The following is a 21,854-nucleotide window of genomic DNA, read 5'->3' as shown; positions in this document are numbered from 1 at the left end:
ATGTACGGCGGCGGGATCAGGGTTCGTTGGCCATGGCGGCGATCAGCGAGTTGGGACGCATGTCGAGCCAATGGGATTCCACGTACTGCAGACAGGCGGTGCGGGTGGCGGCGCCGAAGGCCACCGTCCACCCGCCGGGAACCGCGGCGAAGGTGGGCCAGAGCGAATGTTCGCCCTCGGCGTTGACCAGGACGTAGAACTGGGCGTTCTCGTCGTCGAAGGGGTTCGTCATGGGAGTGCCTTTCTGCGTTCGGCGGGGGTACTGAGATCGAGCGCGCCGCTGGGTGTCTCGGGTGCGGCGGTCAGCAGGCCGAGTGCGCGGGCATAGCGGCGCAGCAGGGCGGCGGCCGAGTGGTCGTCGAATCGGTCTGTGCTGTATTCGATTTCGAGACCGACGTGACCGTCGGCGTGCCCGGTGACGATGAAGTGCACCCCGTCGGCCACCGGCCCGTCGAAGTACATCGGGGTGAGCTCGAGGCCGGGGACGCCGAAGGATTCGGCGGCGGTGTCGAGGTAGCTCAGGGTCACCGCGCCGAGCGGGCCGGTCAGCGCGCACGATTCGCTTGTCGCGGTGGCGGTCGAGGCGATCATGGGATCGGGTTCGGCGCAGAGGATTTCGGCGAGTGAGCCACCGAGGTCGGTACTGCCGGACTGCCAGGCGAGCAGCACCGTCATCGCGGCACGCACCACCGCGAACGGCGGCACGGCGTGCACCTGGGACAGTTCGGCGATCCGGGCGCCGACGCCCGCGCCCACCCTGGCGCGCATGCTCGCGCCGCGGCCGAGCACCGATGCCCGCGGCGCGGTGCGCGTCGTGTCGGCGCCGAGGCGAACCAGGGCCGCCGCGGTGCCGTCGATCTCCCAGCGGGCGCGCTCGCCGGTGCGGAACATGCGCTCGCCGGGGATGCCGAACGGATTGGCGACGAAACAGTCGGCGGTCGCGACCGGATCGTCGCGGTAGCCGCGCGCCAGTTGCGCGCCGGACAGGTACAGCTCGCCCGCCACGCCGGGACTGGTCGGGCGCAGGTTCGGGTCGAGGACGTAGACGCGCCGGTTCCATTCGCGGACCCGCACGGCGGGCGGCTCCGGGGTGTCGGTGCGCGGAGCGGCGGGATAGGTGAGGGTGACGGTGGCCTCGGCCCTGCCGTAGTCGTGGTGCAGCCGGGCGCCGGTCACCGCGCCGAACGCGCGGACCTCGGCGGCCGAGAGCGGCGCGCCGAGCACGACCACACTGCGCAGCGCGGCGATCTCCGCGCGCAGTCCCATGCCGTCGACGTACTCGGTGAACGCCGACAACCGCGGCGGGGTGAATTCGGCGGCGGTGACGCCGTAGTCGGCGATCAGGCGGGTCAGCCGCACCGGATCGGGAGGTTCGGTGAGCACGACGGTGGCGCCGACCCGCAGCGGCAGCACATAGCCGTGCCAGTCCGTGACGGCGCCGACCTCGGCCTGGTGCAGGAACACGTCGCGGCCGGTGAAGCCGTGCCTGCCCTGGATACCGGTCAGCCGGTGCACGGCGGCGATGTGGCTGATCGTGATGCCGTGGGTGGCGCCGTGGGGATAGAGCACGAAGGCCGGGTGCTGCGGCAGGACCGGGGCGCGGCGTTCCGAACGCGAGATCGGCTCGTCGGAGTAGTCGCCGAGGCGCACCGCGTCGAGGGCGACCGCGGGGATGTCGTAGCCGACGCCGTGCTCGCGCAGGGTGAGCACCAGCGCGGGATTCGCGACGGGCGGCAGCGGTCCCGGCGTGTCGACCGGCACGACGGCGCCGCCCGCCTTGAGCACGGCGTAGATGCCGACGATCTGCTCGATCGAGCGCGGAATGTCCACGAGCACCGCCGATTCCGGCCCGACCCCGAGTGCGGTCAGATGCCGGGCGAGCTGGTTGGTGCGCCGGTCCAGGTCGCCATAGGTGATGATCGAGGCCGCGTCACCCCCGCCGGGGGCGTACACGACCGCGGGGTCGAAAGGGGTGGCGGCGGCCTGCGCTTCGAATTCGTCGAGCAGCAGTTCGCCTGGCAGTCCGCCGCGGCGCGGTGGTTCGGCGGGCGCGCGATCGTCGACGCGGCCGACGAATTCGAGTTCCGCGGTCCAGCTGTCACCCGGCGGGCGACGGCGGACGAGGTCGCCGGTGGCGAACATCCGGTCGTCGACCGGGCCGATCGGGTTGGCCAGGAAGGTCGCGGCGGTGGCCTGCCTGCCGAGGTAGCCGCGCGCGAGCTGCACGCCGGAGACGTAGAGTTCGCCGACTTCCCCGTCGGGCACCGGGCGCAGGTGTTCGTCGAGCACGAGCAGGTCGACGTCGTCGGCGGCACAGCCAAGCGGCACCACCTCGAGGTCGGCGCCGGTCACCTCGTGGGCCACCACCTCGCCCGCCGTCTCCGGCCTGCCGTAGACGTGCCAGAGGGTCGCGCCGCTCACCGAGCGCAGGGTCGCCGCCGTCTTCGCAGGCAGCGGTGCGCCGCAGCTCAGCACCACGCGCAGCGAGTCGAGCCGCTCCTCGGCGTCGGGCAGCTCGACCAGCTGGGCGAGCTCGTCGGGCGCGAAACAGGCTGCGGTGACGCCGGTTTCGGCGATGGTGCGCGAGAGCGAGTCGCTCGTCGGGAGGACGAGGGTGGCGCCGGTCTGCAGGGCGAGCAGCAGTTCACCCACCGTCGCCTGGCTGGTCAGTGGCGCGTGCCAGAGCACGGAATCGCCCGCGCCGATGCCGCAGAGCCGTTGCCGCCACACCGCGTTGGCCTGCGCGGCGCGGTGGCCGACGACCACCGCGCTCGCGCCGGCCACGTCGACCACCAGGTAGGCGGGGTTGTCGGCGGACGGGCCGGGCAGGTCGTCGGCGGACAGGTCGACCGCGGTGCCGACGCGCAGCACCGGAACGCCGTGCGGGTGCGGCGCGTCCGGCCCGGTGACGACCAGGACCGGCGCGGCCAGCGACACGGTGCGCTGCCGCACCTCGGCGGGCGCGTCGGGGTCGAGCAGGACGAAGGCGCCACCGGCGGTGATCACCGCGTGGACGGCGACGACCAGGTCCACCGAGCGGGGCAGCGACACCGCCACGGTGGTCTCGGGCCCGACGCCACGGGCGGCCAGCCGGACCGCGAGCGCGTCGGCGCGCGCTCCGAGTTCGCCGTAGCTCAGCTCGGTCTCGCCGTCGCGCACGGCGACGGCGTCGGGGTCCTGCCGGACCAGGGTGGTGAAGGCGGCGAGCAGAGTCGCCGGGTCACGCCGGCGTTCGTTCGCCTGGTCACCCAGCAGCGCGTCGATCGAGACCGCGGCCGTGACCGAATCCGTGTGCGACATCAGAGTTGTCCTTCCGAGTCGTCAGCCGACCCCGACCCGGCGATCACCGCGGCGGCATCGGTCACCAGTGTGTGCAAAGTGGTGGTGAGTCCGGACGCGCCGAGGGCCGCGAGCACACCGGGGACCAGCCCGGCCAGTGCGACGTTCACCAGCGCTTCGGGTTTCATCGCGGCGCCCATCGCCTTGCGCACCGCGGTGAGCTTGGCGTCGAGGGTCGCGAACGAGATGGCGTGCTCGCCGTGGACGAAGGCCACGGTCGCCGGCGCGAGCCGAGCCGCCGAGCCGACGAGGCCCGGGAGATCGGCGATGGTGTAGTCGCGTGGGCGCGGGGTCTGTTCCGCGTCCGTGCGTACGTCGATGGCCCGCACCACCACGGCCGGATCGGCCGCGACGGCCGCGAGGACCTTGCGGAACCGCTCGGCCAGCGTGCGGACGGTGCGCTCGTCGAAAAGGTCGGTGGCGTAACCGAAGTGCAGGTCGAGGCCGTCGAGCCCGCCGTCGTCGGTGTAGCGCTGCAGCGCGGTCAGGTGCAGGTCGAACTTGGCTTCGGTCAGGCCAGGGTCCAGGATGCCCACCCGTAGCCCGGGTAGGTCGACGGTGCCGGGCGGCATGTTCTGGAAGGTGAGCATCACCTGGAACAGCGGCGTGTAGGCGCCGGAGCGGGCCAGGCCCATGGCGTCGACGACCTGCTCGAACGGGACGTCGGCATGCGCCAGCGCGGCGAGGTCGCGGCGCTTGGCCTGGGCGAGCAGGTCGGTGAACGGCGCGCGGGAGTCGACCTCGGTGCGCAGCGCCACGGTGTTGACGAACATGCCGACCAGGTCGTCGAGTTCGCGGACGCCGCGCCCGGCCACCGGCGCGCCAATGGTGATGTCGGCGGAGCCGGACTGCTTGGCCAGCAGCACCGCCAGGGCGCTGTGCACGACTGTGAACAGGGTCGTGCCGTTGGCACGGGCGACCTCGTTCAGCCGTCGTGTCAGGTCGCCGTCGACCTCGAATTCCACCGCCGCGCCGTGCATCTCGCGCCGCGTGGCGCGCGGCCGATCGGTCGGCAGGGCGAGCAGTTCGGGCGCGCCGGACAATTCGCGGGTCCAGTAGGCCAGCTGCCGGTTCAGGACGCTGTCCGGATCGTCCTCGGTGCCGAGCAGTTCGTGCTGCCAGACACTGAAATCGCTGTACTGGATGTCCAGTGGCGCCCAACCGGGTTCGCAGCCCGCGGCGCGATCGGTGTAGGCGCGCACCAGGTCACGGGTCAGCGGCGCGATCGAGTAGCCGTCGGCGCTGATGTGATGGATGACGACGACGAGGACGTGCTCGTCGGCGGCGTGGACAGGCGTCGCGACGCCAGGATGTTCGCTGTCGGCGGGGCGGTCGCCCGGCGTGGAGCCGGACTCCGAATGTCGCTGGACGCGGTACAGGGCGACGCGGACCGGGGGTGCCGCGGTGATGTCGAACGGCTGGGCGACCAGGGCCGCGATCCTGGCCTCGAGATCGCCGGCGGCGACCGGGATCGGGCTGAGCTCGACTGCCGCCGACCAGGCGGGCATCACCTGCTGGACCGGGCCGGACGGGGTGTCCGGGTAGCGGGTGCGCAGGGTGTCGTGGCGCGCCAGCAGGTCGGCGACGGCCGCCTGCATCGCGGGCAGGTCGAGGGCGCCGGTGAGCCGGAGGGCGGCCGGGATGTGGTAGGCCGCCGACCGGGGTGCGAGCTGATGCAGCACCCACATGCGCTGCTGCGCGGGTGAGAGCACCGCGGGTCCGTCACCGCGGCGCCGGGACAGGGGCGGGCGGGCGTCGGCGCGGTCGGCCGAGCCGAGTCGTTCGGCGAGCGCCGCCACGGTCGGGGCCTCGAAGACCGCGGCCACCGGGACCTGCGCGTGCACCGCGGCGCCGAGGCGGGCCGCCAAGCGGGTGGCCATGAGCGAGTTGCCGCCGAGGGCGAAGAAGTCGTCGTCCAGGCCGACGCTCCCGCAACCGATCACCTCGGTGAAGGTCCGCGCCACCAGCTGTTCGGCGGCGGTGACGGGGGCACGGAACGCCGCCTCGGCGAACTCCGGCTCCGGCAGCCGCGCCCGGTCGACCTTGCCGTTGGCATTGAGCGGCAACGCGTCCAGCACGACCACCGCGGTGGGCACCATGTACGCAGGCAGCGTGCGCGCGAGTTCACCGCGCAGCCGGTCCGCGATCGCCGCTTCGGCACCTGGCGCCAGGTCGGCGACCGCCACGTACGCGATCAGCCGTGCGCCCGCGCGCTCGTCGACCTTGGCGATCGCGACCGCCGCCCGCACGTCCGCACAGCGCAGCAGGGCCGTCTCGACCTCGCCGAGCTCGATCCGGAACCCACCGATCTTCACCTGGAAGTCGGCGCGCTCCAGGTACTCGAGCGTCCCGTCGGCCCGCCAGCGGACGATGTCGCCCGTGCGGTACATCCGCGAACCGCGGGTGCCCGACTCGGCACCGAGCACAGCGACGCCACGGCTGGCGGACGGTGCGACGCTGCCGGACATCGCGGTCGCCGCGAAGGGGTTGGCGACGAAGCGGTCGGCCGTGAGGGCGTGGCGGCCGTGGTAGCCGCGGGCCAGCTGGTCGCCGGCCAGATACAGCTCTCCTGCCACGCCGATGGGCACGGGGCGCAGGCGGGCGTCCAGGACGTAGACCGCGCTGTTCCAGGCCGGACCGCCGATCGGCACGGCGTGCGTAGGTGCCTGCGCGACTTCGTGTTCGGTGATCGAGACGGCCGCCTCGGTCGGACCGTACAGGTTGTGCAAGCGGGCGCGGGTGCCGCTCGCGAGGAAATCGCTCGCCGTGGCGGCGGGCAGCGCCTCGCCGATGGCGAGCACCGCGCGCAGCGAATCCGGCAGTGCCGGTGCCGCTTCGGCGGCGAGCAGCATGCCGATCAGCGAGGGCACCGCGTGCAGGACGGTGACGTCGTGCCGGGTCATGGTGGCGCGCAACCGGTCCGGATCACGCTCGTCGCCCGGCCGGGTGACGATCAGGGCACCGCCGGAGGTCAGCGGCGACCAGAATTCCCACACCGACAGATCGAAGGTCGCGGGGGTCTTCAACAGCACCCGATCGGCGCCGGTCATGGTGAAGCGGTCGGCCAGCCAGGCCAGCTGGTTGACGATCGCCGCGTGCGGCACGGTGACGCCCTTGGGCTGCCCGGTCGACCCGGAGGTGAAGATCACGTACGCGGGATGCTCGGGGCGAAGCGGCGCCAGCCGTTCCGCATCGGTCACCTGCTCGTCCGAGAGTTCTTCCAGCGCGGTGTGATCCAGCTGGAACAGCGGCACATCGACTGTGATCGGGAGCCCGTCCGCGGCGGTGGTGAGCACGCATCGCGGCGCGGCGGTCGCCACGATGTAGGCGATCCGGTCGACGGGATGGTCCGGGTCGATCGGCACGTACGCGCCACCGGCCCGCACCACCGCGTGCATCGCGATGACGAGGTCGAGGCCGCGCCGCATGGCCAGCACGACCGTGTGTTCCGGGCCGACGCCCTCGGCGATCAGCAGCCGCGCGATCCGGTTGACGCGCGCGTCGAAGGCGGCGTAGTCGAGTGCGGCGCCGGTCTCGGCGTCCACCAGCGCGAGCGAGTCGGGAGTCAGAAGCGCCTGCCGCGCACCGAGATCCGACAGCGTGGTCGGTTCGACGGGGTGCGCGGTGGCATTCCAGGTCGCGAGCACGAGCGTGCGGTCGGCGCCGAGCAGGTCGAGCTCACCGACCACGGTGTCCGGTGCGGCGGTGACGGATTCGAGGATCCGGCGCAGCTGGCCGACGAATCGCTCGGCCGTTGCCGCGTCGAACAGATCGGTCGCGTAGCCCAGGGCGAGGTCGATCCCCGCCGGCGTGCCGTCGCTGCCGTAGTGGTCGATGGCGAAGAGGTGCAAATCGAATTGGGCTACCCCGGAATCGAATTCGATGTCCGAGACGGTCAGGCCGGGCAGCTCCAGCTGGGCACGCTCGTGGTTCTGGAAGGAGTAGCCCACCTGGAACAGCGGATGCCGGGCCGTGGAGCGCGCCGGATTGAGCACCTCGACCAGCCGCTCGAACGGCACGTCGGCGTGCGAGATCGCGGCGATGTCGGCGGCACTGGCGGCGCCGAGCAGCTCGGTGAACGGCGCGTCGGCCGCGACCGGCGTGCGCAGCACCAGCGTGTTGACGAACATGCCGATGACCTCGTCGAGCTCGGCTTCGCCGCGCCCGGCCACCGGGGTGCCGACGGCGATGTCGGCGGTGCCGGAGAGGCGGGCGAGCAGGGCGGCGAAGGCCGCGTGCACCACCATGAACAGGGTGGCGCCCGCCCCGCGACCGAGGGCGACGAGCGCGGCGTGCAGCTCGGCGTCGACGGTGAAGCTCACCTTGTCGCCGCGCAAGCTCTGCCGGGCCGGACGCGGCCGGTCGGTGGGCAGGGTCAGCTGGTCGGGCAGACCGGCCAGCTGAGTGCGCCAGTAGTCGACCTGGCGGGCCGCGAGCGATTCCGGGTCAGCCTCGTCGCCGAGCAGTTCGCGCTGCCACAGCGCGTAGTCGGCGAACTGGACGGCGGGCGGCTCCCAGCAGGGCGCCGTGTCGGCCAGGCGCGCGGTGTAGGCGCGCATGAGGTCGGCGACGAACGGGCCCACCGAGGAGCCGTCGGCGGCGATGTGGTGCAGGACGGCCGCGAGCACGAATTCTCCGGTCCCGGTGTCGGACTCGAGATCCACCACCTGGAAAAGCCGCATCCGCACCGGGATCTCCACGGTGACGTCGAAGGTCGTCGCGGCCAGTTCCCGGATCGCCTCCGGCAGCTCCGCCTCGGTGACCGTCACCGGCTCGAGCGACGGAACAGCCTGTGCGACAGGCAGGATCACCTGGACCGGAGTGCCGTCCTCGGCTGAGCCGGCGACCGCCGACGAATCGATGCCGCCCGCGCCGGGCTCCGCGACGTCGGCCGCGTCGACCATCGGGTACACCGTGCGCAGGGACTCATGGCGGACGACCAGATCGGCGACCGCCGACCGCAGCGCCGTGACATCGAGCTCGCCGGAGAGCCGCAACGCGAACGGGATGTTGTAGGCCACCGACTCCCGGTCGAAGCGGTTGAGGAACCACATCCGCTGCTGCGCGGGCGAGAGCGGCAGCCGCGCGGGCCTGGCCCGGCCGACCAGCGGCGGGCGATCCGCCTTCGCCGCGGTCTCGACGGCCGCGGCCAGGTCGGCCACGCGCGGCGCCTCGAACAGCGCGCGCACCCCGACCTGCCGGTCCAGCGCGGTGCCGATCCGGGCGACGGCCTTGGCGGCGAGCAGCGAACTGCCGCCGAGGGCGAAGAAGTCGTCGTCGGCGCCGACGGGCTGCTCGCCGACGCCGAGCACCTCGGCGAACACGGCCGCGATGATCTCCTCGGTCACAGTGGCGGGCTTGCGGTAGGTGGTGGTCTCGAAGACCGGGGCGGGCAGCGCGGCCCGGTCCAGCTTGCCGTTGACGGTGAGCGGAATGCGCTCGACGGGCACGACCGCGGCGGGCAGCATGTGCTCGGGCAGCGTGCGGGCCAGTTCCTTGCGCAGGGCCGCGGTGTCGAGGCGGCCGGCGTCCGGCCCGGCGACCAGGTAGGCCACGATGCGCGGCTCGTCGACCACGTCGGCGCGCACCAGGACAGCCGCCTCGCGAGGCGCGGCGGAGCTGGCGAGCAGGGCCGCCTCGATCTCGCCGAGTTCGATCCGGAAGCCACGCAGGTTCACCTGCTGATCGGCGCGACCCAGGTATTCGAGCTCACCGTCGCCGGTCCAGCGCGCCAGATCACCGGAGCGGTAGGTGCGGGTACCGGGCGGACCGTACGGGTCGGCGACGAACCGGCTCGCGGTCAGTTCGGGGCGGCCGAGGTAGCCGCGCGCCAATTGCGCACCGGAGACATAGATTTCGCCGGGGACGCCGACCGGAACGGGACGCAGCCGCGAATCCAGCACGCGCACGGTCAATCCCGCGAGCGGGCCGCCGATCACGCTGGCCGAACCGGTCGCCGGGGTGATCTCCCGGTAGGAGGCGTGCACCGTTGTCTCGGTGATGCCGTACATGTTCACCAGGCTGGGCGAGTCCGGGTAGCGGGCGAACCAGCCGGTCAGGCGTTGTGGCTCCAGCGCCTCGCCACCGAAGATCACGGTGCGCAGGGCGTAGTCGGCCGGCGCGGCGGCGAGGTCGGCAGCGATGAGCTGGTAGAACGCCGAGGGCGTCTGGTTGAGCACCGTCACGCCGTGTGTGCGGAGCAGTTCGCGGAACTGTTCGGGCGAGCGCGAGGTGAAGTAGTCGACCAGCACGACCGAACCGCCGTGCAGCAGCGCGCCCCACAGCTCCCACACCGAGAAGTCGAAGGCGTAGGAGTGGAACAGCGTCCACACGTCCGAGGGCCCGAAGCCGAAGTGACGGGCGCTGTTGTCCAGCAGTGCGAGCACGTTCGTGTGCGGCACGGCCACGCCCTTGGGGCGCCCGGTGGAGCCGGAGGTGTAGATGACGTAGGCCGTGTTCGCGGGACGCAACGGCGCGCGCCGGTCCACGGCGGTGAGCGGAGTGTCGGCGAACGCGTCCAGGTTCTCGGCGGCGGGGTCGAGCACCGGGCCACCGAACCAGTCGCGGGGCAGACCGGTGCCTGCGTTCGCGATCGCGCACAGCGGGCGGGCGTCGTCGAGCAGGTATTCGATGCGGTCGGCCGGGTAGTTCGGGTCGATCGGCAGGTAGCCGCCGCCGGCCTTCAGCACCGCGAGCAGCGCGACGACGAGCTCGGCCGTCCGCGGCAGGGCGACCGCGACCAGGCTTTCCGGGCCGACACCGGCGCCGACGAGACGCCGGGCGAGCCGGTTGGACCAGGCGTCGAGCTCGCCGTAGGTGAGCACGGAGTCGTCCACGGTCACCGCGACGGCGGCCGGCGCGGCGGCCGCGACCCGAGCGAAGCGGTCGAGCATCGTCTCGGCGCCCACGGCCGCCGAGTCGCCGATCGTGGCCCAATCGTGCAGCGCGCGCTGCTGTTCCTCGGCGCTGAGCAACTGGATGTCACCGACGACGACCGTCGGGTCGGCGACCACGGCGGCAAGCACCTGGGTGAACCGCCGGGCCAGTACCGCGACGCTGCTCGCGTCGAACAGATCGGTGGCGTAGGCGATCTCGATGGACATGCCGTCGGCGCGGCCGTCCACGTCGTCGGCCTCGCGGACGGTGAACTGCAGGTCGAACTTGGCGACGGGGGCGTCGAAGTCGACCGGGGTCGCGGTGAGGCCGGCCGCCGTCAGCGCGGGGACGGTGAAGTTCTGCAGGACCAGCGCCACCTGGAACAGGGGGTGCCGGTTGCGAGCCCGCGCCGGGTCGACGGCCTCGACGACCTGCTCGAACGGGATGTCGGCGTGCGAGAGCGCGTCGAGGTCACCCGCGCGCACCGCGTCGAGGGTGGTCTCGAACTCGGCGCGCGGGTCGATCTGTGTTCGCAGCACCAGGGTGTTGACGAACATGCCGATCAGGCCGTCGATGGCGGCCTCGCCGCGGCCCGCGACCGGGGTGCCGATGGCGATGTCACCGCCGCCGGACAGCCGCGAGAGCAGCACGGCCAGCGCCGCGTGCACGGTGCTGAACAGGGTGGCCTCGTGCTTGCGGGCCAGTTCCCGGAGCTCGCTGTGCAGGTCGGAGTCGATCTGGAACCGGTGCACGGCACCGCGGAAGCTGGACTCCTCCGGGCGCGGCCGGTCGGTGGGCAGCTCCAATTGTTCGGGGAGACCCGCCAATTCGCGGCGCCAGAACGCGAGCTGCGCGTGTGCCAGGGAAGCGGGATCCGCTGCTGCGCCGAGAATCTCGTCCTGCCAGAGGGTGTAGTCCGCGTACTGGACCGGCAGCGGAGTCCAGGCGGGGGCGGCGCCCTCGCGACGGGCCGCGTAGGCGGTCATGAGGTCGGCGGCCAGCGGGCCGAGGGAGAAACCGTCGGCGGCGATGTGATGGACGACCAGGACCAGCACGTACTCATCGGCCACCGCGAACAGCGCTGCCCGCAGCGGGATCTCGGCGGTGAGATCGAAGCGGACGGCCGCGCGGGCGAGCAGCACCGACGGCAGGTCGGCCGCGGTGACCGGCTCGGGACGCAGCTTGATGGCGGCGGTGTCGGCGATCAGCTGCTCGGCGCCGTCGGGACCGTCGGGGTAGCTGGTGCGCAGGGTTTCGTGCCTGCCGATCACGTCGGCGAGCGCCACTTCGAGCGCGGTCAGATCGAGGTCGCCGGACAGGCGCAGCGCGATCGGGATGTTGTCGACGGCGTCGCCCGGACCGTCGGCGTCGGCGAGGAAGCGGTTGAGGAACCACATCCGGCGCTGCGCGGCCGACAGCGGAATCCGCTGGGGGCGTTCGCGAGTGGTGAGCGCGACGCGTCCACTGCCCTGCTGGGCGGCGCACCGGGCCGCGAGGCCGGCGACGGTCGGGGCGTCGAAGAGCAGCCGCACCGGCACGTGCGTGTCCAGCGCGGCGCCGAGGCGGGCCGCGACCTGGGTGGCGGTGAGCGAGTTGCCGCCGAGGGCGAAGAAGTCGTCGTCGAGACCGACCTCGCGATCGGCGGGGAAACCGAGCACCGCCGCGAAGGTGGCGGCCACCGCGCGCTCCGCCTCGGTACCGGGCGCGCGGAAGACTGCGGCCTCGAACACCGGGGCGGGCAACAACTTCCGGTCGAGCTTGCCGGAAGCGTTGAGCGGGAAGGCGTCCAGGATCACGAAGGCGGTGGGCACCATGTACCCGGGCAGGACGCCTGCGAGTTCGGCGCGAATCTCGTCGAGGTCGAACGGCTCTCCGGAGGGCAGCGTGCTGTCGCGGTCGCTCGCCGGCGCCGGAATCAGATAGCCGACCAGCTGGTCACCGAGGTGCTCGTCGGAACGGACCACGACCACGGCCTGCGCGACGGACGGCTGTGCGGTGAGCGCGGCTTCGATCTCGCCGAGCTCGATGCGCAGACCGCGCAGCTTCACCTGGAAGTCGGTGCGGCCCAAGTACTCCAGTTCACCCTCGCGGTTCCAGGCCACGAGGTCGCCCGTGCGATACATGCGGGCACCCGCGGCGGGACCGTCGGGGTACGCGGCGCCGGCGGTGAGCGCGAACGGATCGGCGACGAATCGGTCGGCGGTCAGATCCGCACGGCCGGCATAGCCGCGAGCGAGCTGAGCGCCCGCCAGGTACAGCTCACCCGGAACACCGACCGGCACCGGCCGCAGCCGCGTGTCGAGCACGTAGACCCGCGTGTTGTGCACGGGCGCACCGATCGGAACCGTGAGCACATCGGCATCGCTCACCTCGTGGAACGTGACGTCGACAGCGGCCTCCGTCGGACCGTACAGGTTGTGCACAGCCGTTCCGGTGAGTGCACGCAGCTCCTGCGCGGGCGCGGGCGGCAGCGCCTCGCCGGAGGCGAACACCATGCGCAGCGACGTGCAGCGGCCGTGATCCAGCTCGGCGACGAACACCGCCAGCATCGAGGGCACGAAGTGGGCCACGGTGACCGACTCGGCGTCGATCAGCTCGGCCAGGTAGGCCGGGTCGCGGTGCCCGTCCGGGCGGGCGAGCACCAGGCGGGCACCGATCTGCAAGGGCCAGAAGAACTCCCACACCGACACGTCGAACGTGGCGGGTGTCTTCTGCAGGACGGTGTCGGCGGGGGTCAGGCGATAGGCGTCCTGCATCCACACCAGGCGGTTGACGATCGCGGCGTGCGAGACCACCACGCCCTTGGGCTTGCCGGTCGAGCCGGAGGTGAAGATCAGGTAGGCGGCATGCGCGGGGGTGAGGGTAGCGAGCCGGTCGGCGTCGGTGACCGGCTCGGCGGGGTAGTCGGTTGTATCGAGCTGTTCGAGCTCGAGCACCGGGGCGGTGGTGCGCAGGTCCAGCTCGTCGGCCGCGCGGGTGAGCACGCAGACGGGCTCCGCGGCCGCGATGACCTCGGTGAGCCGCTCGGCCGGATGCTCCGGATCGAGCGGCACGTACGCGCCGCCCGCGGCCTGCACCGCGTACATGGCGACGACCAGGTCGACCGACCGGCGCATGCCGAGGGCCACCGTGCGGTCGGCGCGCACGCCGATCGAGATCAGCAGGCGGGCGAGGCGGTTCGCGCGTCCGGCGAACTCCGCGTAGGTGAGCGACTCACCCTCGAAGCTCAGCGCGACGGCGTCGGGGGTGCGGGCGGCCTGCGCGGCGAACAGCGAGGCCAGGGTCATGGTCGCGCCGACCGGGTAGGCGGTGTCGTTCCAGGTGCGCAGCACCCGGGTGCGCTCGGCGGCGGAGAGCAGGTCGATGTCGCCGATCACGACGTTGGGATCGGCGGACACCGCATCCAGCACCCGCACGAGGCGGGTGCCGAAATCCGTGATGGTCGCGGCGTCGAACAGGTCGGTGGCGTACTCGATCCGGGCGAGCAGGCCGTCGACGGTGTCGCGGACCGTCAGTTGCAGGTCGAACTTGGCTGTGTGGGTGTCGATCTCGATCTCGGCGGCGGTCAGGCCCGCGAGTTCGAGTTCGGTGGCGACGTTGTTCTGGAAGTCGAGCATCACCTGGAACAGCGGGTGCCGCGCGGTGGAACGCACCGGGTCGACGGCCTCGACGAGCCGGTCGAAGGTGACCTCGGGGTGGGCGAGGGCGCGCAGGTCGCGCTCGCGGACCTCGCCGACGAGTTCGGCGAAGGTGGCGGCGGGATCGACGACGGCGCGCAGCACGAGCGTGTTGACGAACATGCCGACCAGCTCGTCCAGCGCCGGGTCGCCACGACCCGCGACCGGCGTGCCGACCGGGATGTCCTGTTGCCCCGACAGTTTCGCCAGCGTGGTGGCGAAGCCGGCGTGCAGCACCATGAACAGCGACGCGTTGTGGCCGGCGGCGAGCGCGCGCAGCCGCTCGCTGATCGCGGCGGGCACCGTGAAGGTGTGCCTGGCGCCGCGCCCCGAGGCCACGGCGGGGCGCGGCCGATCGGTCGGGAGCGCGAGCAGCTCGGGTAGGTCGGCGAGTTCACTTGTCCAGAACGCGATCTGGCGCGCCAGAGGCGATTCCGGCTCGTCCTCGGCGCCCAGCACCGCGCGCTGCCAGAGGGTGAAATCGGCGTACTGCACGGGCAACGGCGCCCAGCTCGGCGACGTGCCCGCGTGGCGCGCGGCATAGGCGACCATCAGGTCACGGGTCAGCGGCGCCACCGACCAGCCGTCGGCGGCGATGTGGTGCACCACCAGGACGAGCACGTGCTCCTCGGCGCCGGTGCGCAGCAGCCGCAGGCGCACCGGCGGCTCCTGGTCGACGGCGAAGGGCACGGCGGCGACGGCACGGATCCGGTCGTCGAGCGCGGCCGGGTCGGCGGGTTCGGGCTGGAGGGTGATCGTCAGCTGCTCGGGGCCGAGGACCTGCTGGAACGGGATGCCGTCGACGGCCGGGTAGCGGGTGCGCAGCGCCTCGTGCCTGGCGAAGACATCCGACACCGCGGCGGTGAGGGCGGTGTGGTCGAGCGCGCCAGTCAGCCGGATGGCCGCGGCGATGTTGTCGGCCACCGAATCGCCGTCGAACTGATTGAGGAACCACATGCGCTGCTGCGCGTACGAGAGCGGAATCCGTTGCGGCCGTGGCATGGCCACCAACGGCGCGGGCGCGGCGGCGCCGTCGGGCGTACCTAGCAGTTCGGCGAGCCCGGCGACCGTCGAGGCGTCGAAGAGCGTCTTCAGCGAGACCGTCACACCGAGCGCCGCGCCGAGCCTGCCGACCACCTGCGTGGCGACCAGCGAGTTCCCGCCGAGGGCGAAGAAGTCGTCGTCGGCGCCGACGCGCTCGACCCCGAGCACCTCGCCGAACACCCGTGCCACCACGGTTTCGGCGCCATCGGCGGGCGCGCGGAACTCCCGCGCCGTGAACACCGGCTCCGGCAGCGCGCGGCGATCGAGTTTGCCGTTCGGCGTGAGCGGCAGCGCGTCCAGCACCACGAACGCCGACGGCACCATGTGCGGCGCGAGCGTGTCACGCAGACTCTCGGCGAGCGCGTCGACATCGAACCCGACGGCGTCGCCGGGCGTCGGGTCCGTGGCGGCGACGGACCCTCGTGCCGCGCCGTCGGGGACCACGTACGCGACCAGTTGGTCGCCGCGGTGGGTATCGGCCCTGACCACGACCACCGCGCGGCGGACCGTCGGCTGGGCCAGCAGGGCGGACTCGATCTCGCCGAGTTCGATACGGAAGCCGCGCAGTTTCACCTGGTCGTCGTTGCGGCCCAGGTACTCGAGGGTGCCCTCGGCGCTCCAGCGGACCAGGTCACCCGTGCGGTACATGCGCGCGCCCGGCTCCCACGGGCAGGCGACGAAGCGGGCGGCGGTGAGCTCGGCGCGACCGTGGTAGCCGCGGGCGACCTGCGCGCCGGCCACGTAGAGCTCACCGGCGACGCCGGCGGGCACCGGCCGCAGGCGCGCGTCGAGCACCCACTGGGCGATGCCGCGCAGGGGGGCGCCGAGGGTCAGCGGGCCGTCGGCGGTGAGCGGGGCGCTGATGTTGGTGGCGACCGTCGTCTCGGACGGGCCGTAGGCATTGACGAACGCGCGCGGCACCGAGCCCTCGGTCCACCGGGCGACCAGGTCGGGCGGGCACGCCTCGCCGCCGACCATCACCATGCGCAGGTCGGTGAGCTGTTCGGGATCGAGCACTGCCAGCCCCGATGGAGTCATCAGCGCGTGCGTCACCCGCTGCTCGACCAGCAGTTCCGACAGTTCGGCGCCGACATTGCGGCCGTTCGGCGCGATCACCAGCGTCGCCGCGGAGTTCACGGCGAGCAGTGTCTCCATCACCGAGATGTCGAACGACGGCGAACCCACCTGCAGGACCCGCGCGTCGGGAGTACCGAACATCCGCGCGGACTCCTCGGCGGCGAACCCGGCGATACCGGCCTGGGTCACCAGCACGCCCTTGGGCAGGCCGGTGGACCCGGAGGTGTAGATGACGTAGGCCAGGTGCTGGGCGCGCAGCGGACGCACCCGCTCGGCGTCACCGACCGGATCGCTGGACCTGGCCGCGCACTCGGCCATCAGCTTCAGCTCGTCGAGCGCCAGCCACTCGGTCGGGCCGGGCAGTGCCGACTGCGCCGCCGTCACCGTCAGGCCGACGCGGGCGCCGGAATCGGTCACCATGTGGGTGATCCGGTCGAGCGGGTAGCTCGGGTCGACCGGCAGCCAGGCCGCACCCGTCTTGGCGATCGCCCACACGGCGAGCACCGATTCCACCGAGCGCGGAATACCCACCGCGACAATGTCGTCGGGGCCGACAGCAGCGTCGATGAGCACCCGCGCCAACCGCGAGGACGCCCGATCGAGTTCCCGATAGGTGAGCGCGCGCTCGCCGTCGGTGACCGCGACGCGGTCCGGATCGGCCGCGACGGCGCGGGCGAGCAGGTCGGGAAGCAGACCGGTGGCGGTGACCGGTGCGCCGCGCATCCCAACGAGCCGGTCGTGTTCGGCCGCCGACAGCAGCGGCAGGTCGCCGACCGGGGCCTCCTGCGCCGCCACGGCCGCGGCGAGCAGGCGCACGAACCGCGCGCCGAACTCGACCATGCTGCCTTCGTCGAACAGGTCGGTGGCATAGCGGGTCACGGCGTCGATGCCGACGGGTTCTCCTGCCGCGCCGCGCTTTTCGTCGAGCGTGAGCTGCAGGTCGAACTTGGCGATGTCGAGGTCGAGTTCGTGCACCGACACCGGCGCGCCGCCGAGATCGAACGTGGTGTCGAGGGCGGCCTGGAAGTTCAGCGCCACCTGGAACAGCGGATGCCTGGCCTGCGAGCGCGCCGGGTTGACCACCTCGACGAGGCGGTCGAAGGGGACCGTGGCGTGCGCGAAGGCGGCGAGGTCGACCTCACGGGCGTGCTCGAGGGTGGCGGCGAAGCTCGCGGCCGGGTCGATCTCGGTGCGCAGCACGAGGGTGTTGACGAACATGCCGATCAGCTCGTCGACGGCGCGGTCGCCGCGGCCGGCGACCCCGGTGCCGATCGCGATGTCGGTGGTGCCGCTGAGCCGGGCCAGCAGCACCGCGAGCGCGGTGTGCAGCACCATGAACAGCGAGGTGCCCGCCCGGTGGGCCAGCTCGGTCAGCCGCCGGTGCAGCGCGGCGTCGATCGTGAAGCCGACCTGCGCGCCCCGCATGCTCGACACCACCGGACGCGGGCGCGCCGAGGGCAGGTCGAGCTGGTCGGGCAGCCCGGCCAGGGTCCGCTCCCAGAACGCGATCTCCCGCGCGGCCAGCGACCGCGGATCGTCGTCGGCCCCGAGCAGTTCCCGCTGCCACAGGGCGTAATCGGCGTACTGGACACGCAGCGGCGCCCACGCGGGCTCGACCCCGGCCGTCACGGCCTGGTAGGCGGTGAGCACGTCGCGGATCAGCACCCGCAGCGAAACACCGTCCGCCGCGATGTGATGCAGGACCACGGCGAGCGCGTACTCCCGCACGGTCGCGGGCGCGTCAGCTCCGGACTCGGCGCGCGAGACCGTGGCGTCCGGCACGCCGGGAGCCGCCGGGTCGACGGTGACCGCGGCAGCGGATCCCAGGTCCCGGGGAACGTTCGGGTCATCGAGCCGGCCGCCGTTCGGCCGCCCGGCATCCGGCGCCGAGACGCCGACCGCGAACAGGCGAGCGCGGAACGGCACCTCGTGTTCGAGATCGAAACCGGTGCGCGCGAATTCGGCCAGTGCTGCGTCGAGGTCGGTGGCCGCGACGGGTGCCGGCTCGTCGATCCGGACGGCCCCGGCGGGGCGGACGACCTGCTCGGCGACTTCACCACCCGGCGCGTCCACGGCGGGGAACACCGTCCGCAGCGCCTCGTGCCGGTCGACGACGGCCGCGAGCGCGGCGACGAGCGCGCGGACGTCGGCCGGACCGGGCAGGCGCACCACGAAGGGCATGTTGTAGCCCGGGGCGGTCGGGTCGAACCGGTTGAGGAACCAGATGCGTTGCTGCGCAGGGGAAAGCGGGACGAGCGCGGGACGCGGCCCGGCGGCGAGGACCGGCAGCGCGGCGGGCGCACCGGCCCCGTCGGCGATCGCGGCGGCCAGCCGGGCGGGGGTCGTCGCGCCGAACAGGTCGCGGACCCCGAGCCGGCAGCCGAGGTCGGCGCCGAGACGGGCGGCGACCTGGGTGGCCACCAGGCTGTTGCCGCCGAGGGCGAAGAAATCGTCGTCGCGGCCGACCCTGTCGAGCCCGAGGACCTCGCCGAACACGCGGGCCGCGGCCTGTTCCACCGGCCCTTCGGGCGCTGCGTAGGCGACGACGGTCCGCGCCGGCGCGGGCAGCGCCTTGCGGTCGAGCTTGCCGGAGGCGTTCACCGGGAGCGCGTCGAGCAGGACGAACGCGGCGGGCACCATGTAGGCGGGCAGCGCCCGCAGCGCCGACTCCCGCAGGCGCGCCACCGCGACGGCGCCGGGCTCGGACTCCACGACATAGGCGACGAGCTGCTCGCCGACGCCCGCGTCGTCGCGGACGACGACCACGGCGCGCGCCGCCCCCTCGACACCCTCGAGCACGGCCTCGATCTCGCCGAGCTCGATCCGCAGACCGCGCAGCTTCACCTGGAAGTCGGTGCGCCCCAGGTATTCCAGCTCGCCGTTGGTTGTCCAGCGCACCAGATCGCCGGTGCGGTACATCCGTTCGCCCCGCGCGTTCGGGTCGGCGACGAAGCGCCCCGCGGTGAGCTCGGGCCGTGCGACGTAACCCCGGGCGAGCTGTACCCCCGACAGATACAGCTCACCCGGAGCCCCGACCGGCACCGGCCGCAGCCGCGAGTCGAGAACATGGAGCCGGGTGTTGAACACCGGCGCACCGATCGGCACTGTAGTCCGATCCGCGTCGTTCACCTCATGGAAGGTGACGTCGACGGCGGCCTCGGTGGGGCCGTAGAGGTTGTGCAGGCGGGCGCCGGTCAGCAGCCGCAACCGCTGGGCCGACGCGGCGGGCAGTGCCTCACCGGAAGCGAAGACCAGGCGCAAGGAGGTGCGCTCGGCGATCTCCTGCTGGGCGAGAAAGGCTTCCAGCATCGAGGGCACGAAATGGGCGACGGTGACGCCGTATTCGGCGATCACGCGGCGCAGGTAACCGGGATCACGATGACCGTCCGGCTCGGCGAGCAGCAGCGTGGCGCCGATCTGCAAGGGCCAGAAGAACTCCCACACCGACACGTCGAAGGTCACGGGGGTCTTCTGCAGCACCACGTCGACCCCGTGCAGCCGGTAGGTCTGCTGCATCCACACCAGCCGGTTGACGATCGCGGCGTGCTCGACCGCGACGCCCTTGGGCAGTCCGGTGGAGCCGGAAGTGAAGATCACGTAGGCGGGGTGGCCCGGCCGCAGCGGCGCGGTGCGCTCGGCGTCGGTGAGCGGGGTGTCCGCGACATCGTCCAGCTCGAGGGCGTCGATCGCCAGCACCGGCAGCGCGCCGGCGCCGGGCGCGCCGTCGGCGGTGGTGGTGAGCACGACCGCGGGGGCCGCGGTGTCGAGGATGTGGGCGATGCGCTCGGCCGGATGATCCGGGTCGAGCGGCACGTACGCGGCGCCCGCGGCGAGGACGGCGTACATGGCGACGACCAGCTCCGGCGAGCGCCGAATGCTCAGTGCCACCAGCGTTTCCGGGCCGATGCCGTCGGCGCGTAGCCGCCGCGCCAGCCGGTGCGCGCGGCGCGCCAGCTCGCGGTAGGTCAGGGTCGCGGTGTCGTCGCCCGCCATCCGCACCGCGACGGCGTCGGGGGTGCGTGCGAGCTGGGCCTCGAACAGCGCGGGCAGGGTGGCCGCGGCCACGTCGCGCTCGGCGAGCGCGGCGGCGACGTCGAAGGTGGTGGCATTCCAGATCTTCGTGCTGACCTGCAATTCCAGCTCGGTCGCCACCTCGATCGACCCGATCGGCGTGCTCAGATCGGCGGCCGCGAGTCGCTCCAGGAAGCCGAGGAACCTGGCGTGATGGCGGGCCAGCGTGTCGGCGTCGTAGAGGTTGGGGTTGGCCTCGAAGTCGACGTGCACACGGTCGCGGTCGCCGTAATACACGTTGAGGCTCAGGTCCTCGATCGGCCCGGTCGAGAGCACGCGGTAGCGGCCGGTGGTGGTGCCGAGGGTCAGATCGCGTTTGAACAGCATGAAGTTGGCCAGCGGGCCGAACAGCGCGCGCCGCGCCGGCCGCCCGTCGTCCTCGGCGTCGCGACGGATGTCCTCGGCGCGGTAGCGCTGATGCCGCAGCGCGCCCGCCACCTCGACCCGCGCCGCGCGCAGGAGCTCGCCCCACGTCGTCGGCGCGCCGGCCGATCCGGTGGGCAGCCGTAGCGGCACGATATTGGACAGCATGCCCGCCGAGCGGCGCATGACCGCCGTGGTGCGGGCGGTGACGGGCAGGCTCAGCACCGCGTCCGGCCGGTCGGTGAGCCTGCCCAGGTAGGCCGCGAAGGCGGCAAGCAGCACCGCCGCGATGGTCGAATCATCGCTGGCGGCAATGGTTTCCAGCCGGTCGACCAGCTGCTCGGAGAGCCTGCCGCCGGTCACCAGGTTGATCGCGGCACGCGGTGCGGTCCGGCTGTCCAGGCTGGTCGGGCTGTCCAGGCCGGCGATCCGCTCGGCCCAGTGCGCACGGTCGTTGTCGAAGCGGGTGCTCTCGCGGTAGCGCTGCTCCCCCTCGACCAGTTCGGCCAGGTCACCCGGCGTGAGCTCGGGCGGCTCGGTGCCGAGCACCCGGGCGGTGTAGAGCTCGGCGATGCGCTGGGAATTGGCGAAGGCGCCGTAGCCGTCGAGCACGATGTGGTGTCCGCGCAGGTACCAGAACCAGCGCCGCTCGCCGACCCGGAGCACCGCGCCCGCCACGAGCCGGTCGGTGAGCAGGTCGAGCGGGGCGCCGAACTCCGCGCGCATCCATTCGTGCGCGGCCGCGATGGGGTCGTCGTGGTGGCGCAGGTCGATCAGCGGTACCTCGGTCTCGACCGGGATGCTGTGGTCGACGACCTGGAACGGGACGCCGTCGGTCTCGCCGATGCGGACGAGCGGGGACCCGTACGCGTGCGCCGCCTCGGCCGTAACCTGCTGCAGCACAGCGACATCCAGTTCGCCGCTGATGTCGACGTACTGCGCGATGGTGATCGGGACCTCGGGGTCGAGCAGCTGCGCGTACCAGACACCCAGCTGGGCGGGGGTCAACGGGAACGGCACCGGTGTCGCGCCTGCGACCTCCGCATCCTGCGGTCGCGCGCTGAACCCACCCAACTCCGTACCGTGCACCAGAGCCTCCTCGAATCGCTAAAGAACAGCAGCGCGAACGTTTTTCGGGCAGCACGAAGACACCTCGAGTTCTTCGTGGTCCGAGAAATTCGCTATGAGCGCAGTGGGCGCGACGCCGCACTCGCGCAGGATCCCCGACAGATCATGTGGACGAGAGCGACGACCCGGCAGGGCCGTCGGTGCCTAGCTGTTGATCGTTCCTCCAACATCGCGGCCGCGGCGCATACCCGGCGCCCCGGCTTTGTCACTTACATCACATGGATGCTGTCCATGTGATGCAGACACTAAGCCCTCGGTTAATAAAAAGAAACTTTTTCC

At 72.4% G+C, this 21,854-nt stretch carries 3 protein-coding genes; all 3 read right to left on the bottom strand.

Annotation, left to right across the window (positions count from 1 at the left end; translation table 11 throughout):
* Positions 1-16 precede the first annotated feature (16 nt).
* The 3 genes from DFR69_RS22705 to DFR69_RS22695 are packed head-to-tail and all read right to left on the bottom strand — an operon-like array spanning position 17 to position 21,536.
* Positions 17-232, bottom strand: a complete 216-nt coding sequence (locus DFR69_RS22705) for an MbtH family protein (protein WP_110039650.1) — start codon at positions 230-232, stop codon at positions 17-19.
* Positions 229-3,300 (bottom strand): AMP-binding protein, encoded by a 3,072-nt coding sequence (locus DFR69_RS22700; RefSeq protein WP_110039649.1) that lies wholly within the window; start codon positions 3,298-3,300, stop codon positions 229-231. The genes DFR69_RS22705 and DFR69_RS22700 overlap by 4 nt, the downstream gene beginning before the upstream one ends.
* Positions 3,300-21,536 (bottom strand): non-ribosomal peptide synthase/polyketide synthase, encoded by an 18,237-nt coding sequence (locus DFR69_RS22695; RefSeq protein WP_244198407.1) that lies wholly within the window; start codon positions 21,534-21,536, stop codon positions 3,300-3,302. The genes DFR69_RS22700 and DFR69_RS22695 overlap by 1 nt, the downstream gene beginning before the upstream one ends.
* Between the last annotated feature and the right edge of the window lie 318 nt (positions 21,537-21,854).

The organism is Nocardia neocaledoniensis, from assembly GCF_003182135.1.
In the GTDB taxonomy this organism is placed as follows: Bacteria; Actinomycetota; Actinomycetes; order Mycobacteriales; family Mycobacteriaceae; genus Nocardia; species Nocardia neocaledoniensis.
This window is presented reverse-complemented; position numbering and strand designations above follow the sequence as displayed.